Origin of the sequence: Mesorhizobium robiniae, from assembly GCF_040545535.1 — a bacterium.
GTDB classification, from domain to species: Bacteria; Pseudomonadota; Alphaproteobacteria; order Rhizobiales; family Rhizobiaceae; genus Mesorhizobium; species Mesorhizobium robiniae.
This window is the reverse complement of sequence record NZ_JBEPMC010000006.1, coordinates 353,586-366,796: the sequence shown is the minus strand read 5'-3', so window position 1 is coordinate 366,796 and position 13,211 is coordinate 353,586. Positions and strand designations below refer to the sequence as shown.

Annotated in this window: 16 protein-coding genes; 10 read left to right on the top strand and 6 right to left on the bottom strand. The window is 61.0% G+C overall.

Annotated elements, in window-relative coordinates; translation table 11 throughout:
- Positions 1 to 11: 11 nt before the first annotated feature.
- From ABID19_RS19045 to ABID19_RS19035, 3 genes are all read left to right on the top strand, one after another.
- The gene (locus ABID19_RS19045; protein ID WP_354492469.1) at positions 12 to 524 is read left to right on the top strand and encodes a DUF192 domain-containing protein; all 513 of its coding nucleotides are present in this window, start codon (positions 12 to 14) and stop codon (positions 522 to 524) included.
- A gap of 20 nt (positions 525 to 544) precedes the next feature.
- Entirely contained in the window at positions 545 to 1,312 is a 768-nt protein-coding gene (locus tag ABID19_RS19040) for an alpha/beta fold hydrolase (RefSeq protein WP_354492468.1), read from the top strand.
- A gap of 79 nt (positions 1,313 to 1,391) precedes the next feature.
- Entirely contained in the window at positions 1,392 to 1,892 is a 501-nt protein-coding gene (locus tag ABID19_RS19035) for a GNAT family N-acetyltransferase (RefSeq protein ID WP_354492467.1), read from the top strand.
- A gap of 6 nt (positions 1,893 to 1,898) precedes the next feature.
- Here ABID19_RS19035 and ABID19_RS19030 read toward each other — a convergent pair whose 3' ends face one another.
- Positions 1,899 to 2,498, bottom strand: coding sequence for an HD domain-containing protein (locus ABID19_RS19030; RefSeq protein WP_354492466.1), 600 nt, complete (start codon positions 2,496 to 2,498; stop codon positions 1,899 to 1,901).
- 145 nt (positions 2,499 to 2,643) lie between these two features.
- Between ABID19_RS19030 and cysE the strand changes: the two genes are divergently transcribed.
- Positions 2,644 to 3,492: a serine O-acetyltransferase gene (gene cysE / locus ABID19_RS19025; RefSeq protein WP_354492465.1), complete on the top strand. Its 849-nt coding sequence runs from the start codon at positions 2,644 to 2,646 to the stop codon at positions 3,490 to 3,492.
- Between the two features lie 145 nt (positions 3,493 to 3,637).
- A complete protein-coding gene (locus ABID19_RS19020; RefSeq protein WP_013531334.1) occupies positions 3,638 to 3,841 on the top strand; it encodes a DUF3126 family protein in 204 nt (67 codons plus the stop codon).
- 447 nt (positions 3,842 to 4,288) lie between these two features.
- Here the strand turns inward: ABID19_RS19020 and ABID19_RS19015 are convergent, their stop codons facing one another.
- Entirely contained in the window at positions 4,289 to 5,020 is a 732-nt protein-coding gene (locus tag ABID19_RS19015) for a hypothetical protein (protein ID WP_354492464.1), read from the bottom strand.
- A gap of 135 nt (positions 5,021 to 5,155) precedes the next feature.
- Between ABID19_RS19015 and ABID19_RS19010 the strand changes: the two genes are divergently transcribed.
- Both ABID19_RS19010 and ABID19_RS19005 read left to right on the top strand, forming a co-directional pair.
- Positions 5,156 to 5,494: a DUF6949 family protein gene (locus tag ABID19_RS19010; RefSeq protein WP_352930548.1), complete on the top strand. Its 339-nt coding sequence runs from the start codon at positions 5,156 to 5,158 to the stop codon at positions 5,492 to 5,494.
- A 24-nt stretch (positions 5,495 to 5,518) separates the two neighbouring features.
- The gene (locus tag ABID19_RS19005) at positions 5,519 to 6,046 is read left to right on the top strand and encodes a gamma carbonic anhydrase family protein (RefSeq protein ID WP_354492463.1); all 528 of its coding nucleotides are present in this window, start codon (positions 5,519 to 5,521) and stop codon (positions 6,044 to 6,046) included.
- A 683-nt stretch (positions 6,047 to 6,729) separates the two neighbouring features.
- On the opposite strand, the gene ABID19_RS19000 is transcribed toward ABID19_RS19005, so the two are convergent.
- The 3 genes from ABID19_RS19000 to ABID19_RS18990 form a co-directional block, all read right to left on the bottom strand.
- Positions 6,730 to 7,338 carry a transglutaminase-like cysteine peptidase gene (locus ABID19_RS19000; RefSeq protein ID WP_354492462.1) on the bottom strand — a complete coding sequence of 203 codons (609 nt, stop codon included), beginning with the start codon at positions 7,336 to 7,338 and terminating at the stop codon, positions 6,730 to 6,732.
- A 526-nt stretch (positions 7,339 to 7,864) separates the two neighbouring features.
- Complete coding sequence (locus ABID19_RS18995; protein WP_354492461.1) at positions 7,865 to 8,482, bottom strand: PilZ domain-containing protein; 618 nt, start codon at positions 8,480 to 8,482, stop codon at positions 7,865 to 7,867.
- Between the two features lie 116 nt (positions 8,483 to 8,598).
- The gene (locus ABID19_RS18990; protein ID WP_352930537.1) at positions 8,599 to 9,237 is read right to left on the bottom strand and encodes a PAS domain-containing protein; all 639 of its coding nucleotides are present in this window, start codon (positions 9,235 to 9,237) and stop codon (positions 8,599 to 8,601) included.
- A gap of 399 nt (positions 9,238 to 9,636) precedes the next feature.
- Here ABID19_RS18990 and ABID19_RS18985 point away from each other — a divergent pair, with 399 nt between their 5' ends.
- Both ABID19_RS18985 and ABID19_RS18980 read left to right on the top strand, forming a co-directional pair.
- Complete coding sequence (locus tag ABID19_RS18985; protein ID WP_354492460.1) at positions 9,637 to 10,395, top strand: rhomboid family intramembrane serine protease; 759 nt, start codon at positions 9,637 to 9,639, stop codon at positions 10,393 to 10,395.
- A 284-nt stretch (positions 10,396 to 10,679) separates the two neighbouring features.
- Positions 10,680 to 11,111 carry a CBS domain-containing protein gene (locus ABID19_RS18980; protein ID WP_023798170.1) on the top strand — a complete coding sequence of 144 codons (432 nt, stop codon included), beginning with the start codon at positions 10,680 to 10,682 and terminating at the stop codon, positions 11,109 to 11,111.
- Between the two features lie 51 nt (positions 11,112 to 11,162).
- On the opposite strand, the gene ABID19_RS18975 is transcribed toward ABID19_RS18980, so the two are convergent.
- Positions 11,163 to 11,420 (bottom strand): YjhX family toxin, encoded by a 258-nt coding sequence (locus ABID19_RS18975; protein WP_352930533.1) that lies wholly within the window; start codon positions 11,418 to 11,420, stop codon positions 11,163 to 11,165.
- A 289-nt stretch (positions 11,421 to 11,709) separates the two neighbouring features.
- On the opposite strand from ABID19_RS18975, the gene gatB reads away from it, so the two are divergent.
- Positions 11,710 to 13,209: an Asp-tRNA(Asn)/Glu-tRNA(Gln) amidotransferase subunit GatB gene (gene gatB, locus ABID19_RS18970; RefSeq protein WP_354492459.1), complete on the top strand. Its 1,500-nt coding sequence runs from the start codon at positions 11,710 to 11,712 to the stop codon at positions 13,207 to 13,209.
- Positions 13,210 to 13,211 lie beyond the last annotated feature (2 nt).

The window sequence follows — 13,211 nt, the reverse complement described above, 5'->3', positions numbered from 1 at the left end:
GAGGATTTTGGATGACTCACAGGAACTGGCTGACAACGGGCGTAGTCTGCGCTGCGATTGCCTTTATCGTCGCCACGGGCGCTTTCTTCCATTCGCAGCAACCGGCTTCGGCAGACAGCCGGGCGATGGTGCTTGCCGTCGACCCGCAGCCGCTGGTCGCGGTGACGAAAGGCGGCGAACGCTCCTTCTCAATCGAAATCGCCGACACCTCCGCGGAGCGCGAGGCCGGCCTGATGTTTCGCGAGGACATGGCTGACGATCATGGCATGCTGTTCGTGTTCGAGGAACCTCGGGATGTCAGTTTCTGGATGAGGAATACGCCGATGCCACTCGACCTGATCTTTGTCGGTCAGGACGGCAAGATACGAGCGATCAAGCAAGGCGAGCCGCAATCCGAGGCGATGATCTCGCCCGGCGAGCCGGTTCGCTTCGTGCTCGAGCTCAAGGCGGGCACCGCCGCCAGGAGCGGCATCGAGGACGGCGATTTGTTGCGTCACCCGGCAATCGGCACTGCGCACAATTGAACGCGCAGGATCCGTCGCAGATGCAGTTTTTCTCCCATGACGGTTTCGACCTCGCCTTCCTCGACCGCCAGCCGGCATCGGGGCAGGGCGATCCGGTGCTCATGATCCACGGTTTTGCCTCGAGCCATTACGTCAACTGGGTGTCGCCCGGCTGGTTCAAGACCTTGAACGATGCCGGCTACCGGGCCATCGCCTTCGACAATCGCGGCCATGGCGCCTCGTCGAAAAGTTATGACGAGGCCGCCTATACGCCGGACCGGATGGCGTCCGACGCTGCGGCCCTGCTCGACCATCTCGGCATCGAACGCGCCCATATCATGGGCTATTCGATGGGCGCGCGGGTGTCGGCGTTCCTGGCGCTTTCCGACCCGGACAAGGTGGCGACACTGGTGTTCGGCGGCCTTGGTATCGGCCTTGTCGATGGCGTCGGCGATTGGGATCCGATCGCCGATGCGCTGCTGGCCGAGGACCCGAGCACGATCAGCCATGCACGCGGCCGATCGTTTCGCGCCTTCGCCGACCAGACCCGAAGCGACCGGCGGGCGCTTGCCGTCTGCATCGTCGGTTCGCGGGCGTCAATGAGCGAGGGCGATGTCGCGCGCATTGCGCAGCCGACCTTGATTGCCGTGGGAACCAAGGACGACATCGCCGGTTCGCCCGACGAACTGGCCGTCTTGATGCCGAACGCCAAGGCGTTTCACATCGACGGCCGCGACCACATGCTGGCCGTCGGCGACAAGACTTTCAAGCAGCGGGTGCTGGAGTTCTATGCCGAAAATCCGCTTTGAACGAGTGGCCGCCGCGCATGATCCGGCGCTGATCTAGCCAGGCCGCAAGTCTCAGTTCTCAAACCTTTCGCGAGTTGCCATGGTCGACCTTCTCGTCACCTATCTGGAGATGACGGAGCCGCCGTCCAGCGACGCTTGTCCCGCCCCGGCATTACACGCGACGGTTACGCGCGAAACGCTTGGCATCGCCGATTACATCAGCCTCTACCGCGCCGTTGGCCAGTCTGTGCAATGGGACCAGCGGCTGCGCATGTCTTCAAGCGAGCTCGAAGACCTTCTCGCCAACCCGTCGACGCATATTCACGTTTTGCGCGTCGATGGCGAGGCCGCCGGCCTGTGTGAATTTACCGGCGTTGGCCAACCGGCCGTCGAACTGACCCATTTTGGGCTGATTCCCGCTTTCCAGGGCCGTAGGCTTGGACCTTACTTGCTTGACCAATCGCTCCGCGCCGTCTGGTCGCATAGGCCCGAAAAACTCTGGCTGCACACCGACACCCACGACCATCCCAGCGCGCAATCGGTCTACGGGCGTGCCGGGTTCAGGGTCTATGCGCAACGCATGGAGATGTTTCCGGACTAGAACCTGTTATGCCTCTAGCGCTTCGATCGATCGCGCCACGTTTTGCCTGGCTTGCGGTTCGAGCCGATGCCGGAATTCTTCGGTGTGAAAAATATGCGGACGGGCGAGGAAACTCCTCAGAACAGCACTGCGGCCGGCACGCCACATCGGCTCTTCCACCCAGCCATATTCGCGGCGGACCGCCTGTTCATAGGCATCGAAGGCGTCAGGCGCCGCACCCAGGATCGCCAGGTCCATATCGAGGAACAGCGCTGCGTCGCGGACGGCATTGTCGTCGTCAAAGTGCGGCAATTCATGCGTGGCGGTGGCGATGATCATCGCCGCGACGCGGCTGAGGCGTTCCGCATCTGTGCGACCGGCAAGCTTTTTCTCGGCAAGGGCGGCACTCTTGGCTTCGTTGTCCTTGGCCCGGCTGTCATAGATGGCGTCGTGGAACCAGATCGCCGCCTCGACCGCCTCAGGATCGTGCAGGGATGCCCGATACTGGCCGGCCAGCGTCAGCATCGCCTCGATATGGGCAAGGCTGTGATAGTGGCGGCTCTCGGCCCGGTAGAGCGCGGAAAGCTCGCGCTTCAGCGGCTCGTCGATCAAGGGTTCGTTTTCCATGGCCGCTTGAATTTCCGTGAACCAAATCCATTTGACAAAGCACTAAGGAAAATTGAGTTCAACCGTGCTATAATTTTGCTTATATGTGCGGCCGTAGAATAGGCAAGCCGCCAAGCCGGAGACGGTAGATGGCCGGAGACCATAGATGAACAGTGTTACGATTGCCCGCCCCACCATGGTGAAGCCGATCGACCCGATCTGGCGCTCGATCCGCGACGAAGCGATGGAGGCGGTCAACCGCGACCCGCTGCTGGCGGCGTTCCTCTATTCGACCGTCCTCAACCAGGAAAGCCTGGAGGAAGCGGTCATCCATCGTCTGGCCGAGCGGCTTGCCCATCAGGATATCGGTTCCGATCTCATCCGCCAGACATTCAAGGCGATGGCAGCCGACGACAAGGACTGGGCGTCGACGGTGCGCGTCGACATCCAGGCCTATTACGATCGCGATCCGGCCTGCGACCGCTTCATCATGCCGGTGCTCTATTTCAAGGGTTTTCATGCCATCCAGACCCACCGGCTGGCGCATTGGCTGTGGAACCAGGGCCGCCAGGATTTCGCGCTCTACCTCCAGAGCCGGTCGTCCTCGGTGTTCCAGACCGACATCAACCCGGCCGCTCGCATCGGCAAAGGCATCTTCCTCGACCACGCCACCGGCCTCGTCGTCGGCCAGACGGCGGTGATCGAGGATGACGTGTCGATCCTGCACGGCGTGACGCTGGGCGGCACCGGCAAGGCCGGCGGCGATCGCCATCCCAAGATCCGCTACGGCGTGCTGATCGGCGCCGGCGCCAAGATCCTCGGCAATATCGAGATCGGCCATTGCTCCAAGATCGCGGCAGGCTCGGTGGTGCTGTCGCCGGTGCCGCACAACAAAACGGTTGCCGGCGTGCCGGCCCGCGTTGTCGGCGAGACCGGCTGCGACCAGCCTTCGCGGCAGATGGACCAGCTTTTGCCGTCGCAGACGATGGACCACGTCGTCAGTTTCGATATCTGAGGCCAAGGCGCTCGGACGTACGGCTGAATTCCGGTTGTATGCGCCGGGTGGCGTCTGGTTCTCTCGCCGGCTTGCCTTTACATCGCCATTGTCGACGTGCCAGAAGCGCGTTCAAACGAGCAAGACCGACGATCGGAGAAGACTTTTGAAGCCGGACGAAATCAGAAAGCTGGACGCCTATTTCAAGCGCGTCTTCCAGAACCCCAAGCTTGAAGTGAAGGCACGGCCGCGCAAGGACGATTCGGCCGAGGTCTATGTCGGCGACGAATTCCTCGGCATCGTCTTCAAGGACGAGGACGACGGCGACTATAATTTCTCGATGGCCATCCTCGACATCGACCTGGCCTGAGCCGGGGGGGTTGCAACTGACCGGAGCTGCCTTGCTGCAGGACCGGTCGGCGACCGAACTCAGCGGCAGATCACAAACTTTCCAGATTGGCCGAATCCTCCTCTCCCTTTCGTCATCCCAGGGCGGAGCAAGGAGCGAAGCGACGCGGCGCAGACCCTGGGATCCATGCCGTTACCTATCGGCAGTGCTCCGGCGGACCGGAACCAAACGCTACCTGCCCACGAAAATGCTCGAACCTCTCTGGGTCATGGTTGAAGGGTAGCACACAAGCGTCGTTCTGAGCCGCTGCATTCTTCGGCTGATGCCACGGAATGGATCCCAGGGTCTGCGCTCCGCTTCGCGTCGCTCCGCCCTAGGATGACGAAGGCGCGATGGGATTTGGCCAATCGGAAAAGATCATGGTCAAACAAGAAGATAGAGCCTCATCCCGATCGGATTGATCAAGCTCTACCGCCCTGTCTTCAGCATACGCGCAGCCTCGGTGGCGATGGCTGCGTCGAGCGCCTGCCAGTCTACCAGAAATTCCTTGGGAAAACGGTAGGTGAGGCTGAGCTTGTCGCCGACCAGGATGTCGCGTTCGCAAGGCGCCAGCGATTGCGCAGCACTCGGCCCGCTCAGGCAACGGGCCACGAACGGGTCCTTGCCCCGGCGATTGCCGACCGCCAGCACCTCGTTGAGATAGCCTGATTTTTCAGTGAAGCCGTAGAGCGTCGTGCCGCCTGGGCCTGATGTGCCGGGTTGGGCGATCAGTGCGCTGTAGATCGGCGCGAAGCGGCCGCTCATGTCGCGCGACATTATCTGCCGTTCGAGCGAGAGGAAGATGATGTTCTTGCGAGGTCCGGTGTTGTTGAAATCGTCGCGGGTGGCCTCACTGTAGCCGTCCATCTCGGGATAGCGCAGATAGAGGTCGAGGCGCGAGGCGATGCCGTCGCGCCGGGCCTGGTCGAAGCGTATGACATTGGCCGGCGCGGCGATGACATTGTTGCCGATCACAACCTCGTAAATCGTCGTGTCGTCGGTGTACCCGGCCATGGCGATCGAGCGGCCGAACCATTTGCCGCCAAGGCTGATCGCCACCGAAAGCACTGCCAGCGCCGCGAACACGTAGAACACCCGCTTCATAAGCTTGGAATCGACGACGGTGAGTTGCGGACCGTCGGCGGTGGCTGCCTGCTTCATCGCGATCCCCAGTATCGGCCGCCTGTCCCAAGGTGTCTTCTTGAGTGTCCTTGAGCGGCACATGTGGCGCGGCACGGCTCTTGCAACGCGCCTGTCGACACGACTGTGCGGTTTCATGGTAAATGGAAGGTAAAGATGGGTCCGGTCGAACACACACTCTTCGCTTTTATGGTTGGGCTGACGGCGTGCGGCCTGGTCGGATCGGCAATGGAGCTGATATCAGGCCGCAAGCTTGCCTTTGCCGAACCCTATGTTTCGCCAAGGCATATGCTGCGCTCGTTGGCCGCGACGGCATGCGCCGGGCCCTTGATGTTCGCCAACGAGGCCCTTGACGCTTGGCGGCGGGGGCGCATTTCGGCACCGGCGCTGATCTCTTGCGGTTGCACCGCGACGCTCTGGGCCTTGGCACTGGGCGTCGTGCTGATCGACATTGCGTCCAGGGCGGGCATGCTCCTAGGCTCTGCGAACGTTTAGTGTGAGACGATTCGGGAGACGAAAATGCCGCTCTATGCGATCGACGGAAAGGCACCTGGTTTCGAGGACGCGGACAGCAATTGGATCGCACCCGACGCCACCCTGATCGGCGATATCAGGGTCGGCCGAAACGCCGGCTTCTGGTTCGGCGTCGTCATCCGCGGCGACAACGAGCCGATCGTCATCGGCGCCGACACCAATGTGCAGGAGCACACGGTCATGCACACCGATGTCGGTTTTCCCCTGACCATCGGGCAAGGCTGCACGATCGGCCATCGGGCCTTGCTGCATGGCTGCACGGTCGGCGACAACAGCCTGATCGGCATGGGCGCGATCGTGCTGAACGGCGCGAAGATCGGCAAGAATTCGCTGGTCGGCGCCGGCGCCCTGGTCACGGAAGGCAAGGAATTTCCCGACAATTCGCTGATCATCGGCTCGCCCGCGCGTTTGGTGCGTGCGCTGGACGATGCCGCGGTCGCCGGGTTGCGCGCTTCGGCCGCGCACTACGTCGCCAACGGCAAACGCTTCAAGGTGGGACTGAAGAAGGCATAGCGGCAGCGAACACTGCGGTCGTTTCGGTGGTCGGACATGGATGATCCGGGCTGCACGCAGACCCTAGAGGTCCCCCTTGCTGTCAGACGCCTGGTTCGCGCAACGTGAAATATTTGCTATCCTCTTGTCGCGACGCTTTGCACAGGAGGACGGCAATGAGCATCGTCACGCTACCTTGCGAGACCGGACCGCATCGTGCTGTTTTCCTTCGATGTCATTGGAGTTTACCAGGACCGCGTTTTCCTCGTCGATTTGTATGCCGATTGAAACCGGTACGCACCGGTGGTCGAGGCCGCTCACGAGGTTTTTCAGTACTGCACACCATGTACGGAACCGCGCGCATCATCTGCCACGATGCGCACGAGCGTTGGCAAGAAATAGTTCCCAAGAAGGGCGCATTCGACATCTCGCCTACCAAGACGACGTTCCATTCACGGTCGAGGTCAAATGCATGTTAGCGCGTGGGCAAAGGAACCTGCCCGTCGGCGGCGTATAATTCTTGCTACTGCGCTGCGGATTCGAACAAGCGATTCCACCGTCGGGGAGATCCTCTACGGGTCGCCTCTCGCCATTCTCAATGCCGCCTGAAAAGGTGGAGCCGGCCCGGGGACGGGGCCGGCTCCTAAACCCGGTCGTTGGGGACGGGGAGGGTGGGGACTCGACCGGGTTTTTGCGTCGCGTCCTTAGCGGACGCTGGCGACCGCGTCGGAGCGGCCGTCGTTGATCGTTACCCAGGCGCCCGAATTCTGGCTCGATTGGCGCTTCAGGTAGGTGTAGTCGGTGTTGGTCCAGGACAGCACCTTGGTCTCCAGATTGTCGAGGATGAACTCTCCGAGGCTGGTTCGCACGGTCAGCACCGCGTGGCCATCTCCATTCGGCTGGCGCGCAACCGTCATCAGCAGGTCGCCGGCCGGTATGCCGATGTTCATCAACGCGCGGCGCTTTTCCAGCGCATAGTCCTCGCAGTCGCCGAAGCCGCTGTTGGGATAGGACCAGACTTCTTCCTTGCCCCACAGTTCCATGTCGGTGCGCGGCATGATCCTGGTGTTGACCGAATTGTTGATGCTGACGATTTTCGCCCACAATTTGCGGGTCAGCTCGACCGGCGCCTGCTTCGGCGTGCGCTGATTGCATTCCTGCGGAAGCTTCTGGCAGAATTCGTAATGGCCGACCGGCTGTGTGGTGCGGCTGCCGGTGTGCATGAAGGCAGGTCCCGCTGCGTACGCCGTTCCCCAGGCGGTAAGCTGCATCGCCATTGCCAAGAGCAACAGCTTGCCCCTCGTCTTCTTCATCGTCCAGTCTCCCCGTTTGAGGAGACAATGACACGATTGAATTTATTCGACGCAAAAGCTCGAAGTAGATATTAAGTAAAACCCCAATAGAATAAACATAAAATTTGAATCATTTCAGTATAAGGTTGTTGACGCCCCTTACTCCTTCCCCCCTTGTGGGAGAACGTGGATTGGCGCGCAGCGCCAAGACGGTTGAGGGGTGCTGGCCGGAGCGCTGTCGGTGCCAAGCTGGAGCACCCCTCATCCGACAGCTTCGCGGCCACCTTCTCCCACAAGGGGGCTGTTGCAAAATGGGGAAAACCGGGAACAAACGACCCGTTTTGGATTCTTTCTGTTCTTGTTCCGATTCCGGTTCGATTCCTTTTGTTCCGAATATTGCAACAGCCCTCAAGGGGAGAAGGGAGAGTCGCACCGCGTCGATGTGGCCCACGAAAAACGCGACATCGACGATCGAACGCCCCTCACACGGATTGGACGCCGTCATTCGTCTAAAGAAAGCGGGCCGTTTCGATTGCGCAGCTGTCTGTCAGGTTCCGGAGGCGTTGAATTCGGAATCGAGTGTTTCGGGCTGCTGGATGACGGCGAACTCGATGGCGACGCCGTCCTCGAAATGGCGCACCACCTGTCCGTGCATGGTGCCCAGCGTGACCTGAATGCCGATTGCCGGCTTGACGTCGATCTCGACCGCCGCGCCCGAAAGCGACAGGTCGATGATACGGCATTGGTACTCGCGCCCATCGGCGAGCTGAAGCACGCTGGTCGGGTTGCGCGGCGCCACGCGCTCATGACGGCGGTCTTCCGGCAGATCGAGCTCGTGCTTGTTGGCAAGCCAGGTCAACTGCGCGGCAAGCTTGTCCTTCTTGCGTTCCGACGCGATGACAGTCATCGCAAAGCCATCCTGCAAGATGCGGGTGACGACACCTTCGATGCGGCCGATGTGGTCGATATAGGCGATGACTTTCTCGCCCGGCATGCCGATTCGCTCGGTGCGAAGCGCAACATCGCCCGGTGACATGTCGACCACCTGGCACGGATGTTCGGTGCGATCCTCCAGCATGAAGCGTCCATAGATCTTCACGCTGACGCGCTGAAAGTTACGCCTTTCAGCTTGGGACGGCGCGGTGTCGACCGCCGCTGACCTCATGACGCCTACACCCCGTCTGGCATTCCACGCGTTGATGCAAGGAACCTCAACGGAAAACTATAGCAAGTCAGGTTAACAAAGGGGAAAGTCGGTCGCCGCTACTTTAGCGTTCGGGATTATTCCTCGCGGCCGCCGTCGAACACGACCAGATGGCGGATGCGGCGCGCCTGGCCGAGCGCCGAAATCGTTTCAGGCGGATCGAGTTCCGACGGGACAAGCGAGGGAACGTCGATGGCCGGCCGGTTCTTCAGCAGCATCGGTTCGTTTTCCGGATCAACGACGCGGATCGAATCGATCAAGGCGTCGGCGATTGGATCCGCACCCAGCCAGAAGGGCTTTTCAGCGGCGCTTATCACGCCGAGGCAGCGCGGATTTTCGACGCCGCCGTCGAGCGGCAGGGCAAGCAGTTCGAATTTGCCGGAACGCTCGTTGCGGCTGAAACCCTCATAGGTGATGAGCACCACGGATTTCTGGTCGAGGACGCCGTGGATCAGTTTTGAGACAAGCCGCTGGTCCTTCTCGCGCCACAGCGACGGAAAGGAAAAGCCTTTGAGTTCACGACCATAGACCGCGCAAAGCCTCGTGCCGGCAAGCCGGAATACCGCTTCGCCGCGCGTATCCTTTTCCAAGATAAATGTGTCGGCCAGCAGCGACTTGATGTCGGCTGGTTCGATTTCCGAACGCTTCGGGGCAGGGCGCCCACCACGCAGCCGGTTCCAATAATGGAACAGCGTGATCGATCCGTTCTGGTTCATGCTATGCTGCTCCGCGCAATCTGTCGTCTGATGTCCCATCGGTGAACAGAAGGGCGCCCTCCGATGACCTACATGCGTTGCGGAGCAGGATGCGTGCCAGCATCGTTAACACTTGTTCACGGATCGGGGCCGTTAAGGTTAACAAGTGGTTTACGTTGCACCTCGCTCAAGCCCGTGGCACGCTAAAACCACTCCAGAAACGGTCGTTTTGCAGCGATCGGCAGCATTTCAGTCAAGAGTTTGGGGAGCACGGGGGCTCGACCAGCCGTTCAAGGGCAACCTTGGACGGCTTCTTTTTGATTCGAGCCCATTTCGTTCTCGCGTCGATTCGCCCTTTGTGATTCGGTTGGCCATGGCCTAGATGCTCGCCAAGTCGAAGCAGGACCGAGTGCTAGCCATATGAGCGAACCAGAAAGCCCATCGGGAACCGAACAGGGCGAGGGCGGGCCAGTCGGCCGCGAGCCGGAACGGCGCCGCGAGCCGGTATTCAACATGCCGCCCATTGTTCTGGCGATTATCGGGGTCAGCGTCGTCGTTCACCTGATCCGGTTCTACTGGCTTACCGATGACCAGGATTTCTCCCTGCTGATCCGGACCGCTTTCATTCCGATCCGCTATTCCGGTCGCTTCGACCTCGACTTCTATGCGTTTTCGAGCCCCTTCACCTATGCCTTCCTGCATGGCGGCTTTGCTCACCTTGCCATCAACATGGTCTGGCTGGCGGCGTTCGGCTCGCCGCTGGCGAACCGCTTCGGCGCGCTTCGGTTTAGCCTGTTCTTCGCGGCGACGGGGCTGGCGGCGGTGGTGCTGTTCTGGGCCGTGCATCCGCTCGGCCAGGCGCCGCTGGTCGGCGCGTCGGGAGCGATTTCCGGCATGATGGGGGCGGCCGCCCGCTTTGGCTTCCGCATCGACCGCTCGTCCGGCAAAGCCGCCTTCGCCGGCGCGCCAATGCCGATGGCGGCAGTGTTCCGCTCGCGCGGGGTTATGACTTTTCTCGCCATCTGGATGGTGATCAATCTCGTTACCGGCCTCGTTGCCTTTGCGCCTGGCATCGACAGCCAGATCGCCTGGGAGGCGCATATTGGCGGTTTTGTCGCCGGCTTCTTCGGCCTGCGCGCTTTCGATCGGCGGCAGCAGGCGGAAGAGTCCACGGCCTGAAGCAGGTCGCCCAAAAGCACGCCCTCGGTCTTGAACCGAGGGTGCGTAGCGGTTTTGGGACAACGACATGCGATGCGCATTAAGACGCCGCACTTGAAATGCAATCGATCGCGGCGCACGATGTTCATCACAGCGCCGCGCGTCCTTTTGGACGCGCAAAGGACGCTGTAGAACTTTGATCTGCGCATGATCCTTTCCGGCAATCGAGGCTGATTTTCGGGGTTCATGCGCAGAAGGAAAGCCGGTCAGGGCAGGAACCGGCAAGCAAAACTGAGGAGGACGCCATGACTGTTAAGGCAATTCTCGAGCAGAAAGGCCATGACGTGTTGACGCTCGGGCCGAACGAAAAGCTGAGCGAGGCCATTCGCATCCTGGCCGAGCATAGGATCGGTGCGCTGGTCATCACCAATGGCGATCACAAGATCGTCGGCATTCTTTCCGAACGCGACGTCGTGCGGGTCCTCGCCAGGGAAGGAGCCGCCGCACTGGACATTGCGGTACGCTCGGCAATGACGCCCAAGGTGAAGATCTGCAATGAGAACCACACCGTCAACGAGGTCATGGAGATCATGACCAGCGGCCGTTTCCGCCATCTGCCGGTTGAAAAGGACGGCCTGCTCGACGGCATCGTCTCCATTGGCGACGTGGTCAAGCGGCGCATCGAGGATGTCGAGCGCGAGGCCGCCGAGATCAGGGCCTACATCGCGACGGCCTGAGATCGCCGGCAAGGAACCGCCGACCGCTATACCGGCCGGCGGACTTGCCCATCACCTGTTGTCGAGTTCGGCACGGACGAGTTCGAGCCCGCGTCGGGTAATGCGGTAAGGTCCGCCACCCGCCGAGGAGACCGCTCTCTTCCGCTTCAGTTTGCGAAACAGATCGAGATCGACGCCAGGATAGTGCCAGCCGTCGCGGGTCAGGCATTTGACGGAGGCGATCCGCTTCTTCTCGTTCTTTTCGATTTCGATGCGCCCGCCCTGCGCAAGCAGATGCAGGATGCGCTGTTCAGTGCGCGAAATGTCCATTTGATAGAATTCCCGGGAAAACGAAAAAAGCCGCCGCTGCGAGAGTTCACAGCACGGGGTTTCAGGTCTTCTGCCCTGCCTCACTGGGAGGTCAGGGCCTTACCGGGACTGAGCGTAAGTGGACATCCACTCTCCATTGGGATGAGCGGCATATAGGCGAAAGCAGCGGAAAAGGCCAGCCCGCGGCTTTGCGCTTGTCTCGCGGAACGGTTTGCACTAGCGAATGACCTTCACTTTAAACGAGGAATTCACGTTAAACGTGGAATCACGTCGCTAACCGCAGGCCGCTATGACACTCATCGATACCCGCACGCCCGACGCCAAGCGCCTGATATCAGGCGCAACCGGCGACTGGGAGATCATCATCGGCCTCGAGGTCCACGCCCAGGTGACTTCGGAGGCAAAGCTGTTCTCCGGCGCTTCGACGGCTTTCGGCGCGCCGCCGAATGCCAATGTCAGCCTGGTCGATGCGGCAATGCCGGGCATGCTGCCGGTGATCAACGAGGAATGCGTCAAGCAGGCGATCCGCACCGGCCTCGGGCTGAAGGCCGAGATCAACCACAAATCGGTCTTCGACCGGAAAAACTATTTCTATCCCGACCTGCCGCAGGGCTACCAGATCTCGCAGTTCAAGCAGCCGATCGTCGGCGAGGGCAAGGTGATTGTCTCGGTCGGCCCGGACCGGCAGGGCGAATTCGAAGATATCGAGGTCGGCATCGAGCGCCTGCATCTGGAACAGGACGCCGGCAAGTCGATGCACGATCAGCATGCGACCATGTCCTACGTCGATCTCAACCGCTCCGGCGTGGCGCTGATGGAGATCGTCTCCAAGCCCGACATGCGCTCCGCCGACGAGGCCAAGGCCTATGTGACCAAGCTGCGCACCATCGTTCGCTATCTCGGCACCTGCGACGGCAATATGGACGAGGGTTCGCTACGCGCCGACGTGAACGTTTCGGTGCGCAGGCCCGGCGGCGAATTCGGCACGCGCTGCGAGATCAAGAATGTCAACTCGATCCGCTTCATCGGCCAGGCCATCGACTACGAGGCGCGGCGCCAGATCGCCATCCTGGAGGACGGCGGCAAGATCGACCAGGAAACGCGGCTGTTCGACCCCAATAAGGGGGAGACGCGCTCGATGCGTTCCAAGGAGGAAGCGCACGACTATCGCTATTTCCCGGATCCCGACCTTCTGCCGCTGGAATTCGACCAGGCCTATGTCGACGCGCTGGCAAAGGACCTGCCTGAACTGCCCGACGCCAAGAAAGCGCGGCTAATCTTCTCGCTTGGCTTGTCGACCTATGACGCCTCGATCCTGGTTTCGGAAAAGGCGGTCGCCGACTATTTCGAGAAGGTGGCTGCTGGCCGCGATGGCAAGCTTGCCGCCAACTGGGTCATCAACGATCTGCTGGGTGCGTTGAACAAGGCCGGCAAGGGTATTGAAAATGCTCCGGTTTCGCCCGATCAGCTCGGCGCGGTCATCGACCTGATCAAGGAGGGAACCATCTCCGGCAAGATCGCCAAGGATCTGTTCGAGGTCCTCTGGAACGAGGGTGGCGATCCGCGCCAGCTGGTCGAAAGCCGCGGCATGAAGCAGGTCACCGACACCGGCGCCATCGAGAGGGCGGTCGATGAGGTGATATCAGCCAATCCCGACAAGGTCGAACAGGCGCGCGCCAAGCCTAGCATGGCCGGCTGGTTCGTCGGCCAGGTGATGAAGGCGACAGGCGGCAAGGCTAACCCGCAGGCGGTCAACGACCTCGTCAAGGCCAAGCTCGGGATCGAATAGAA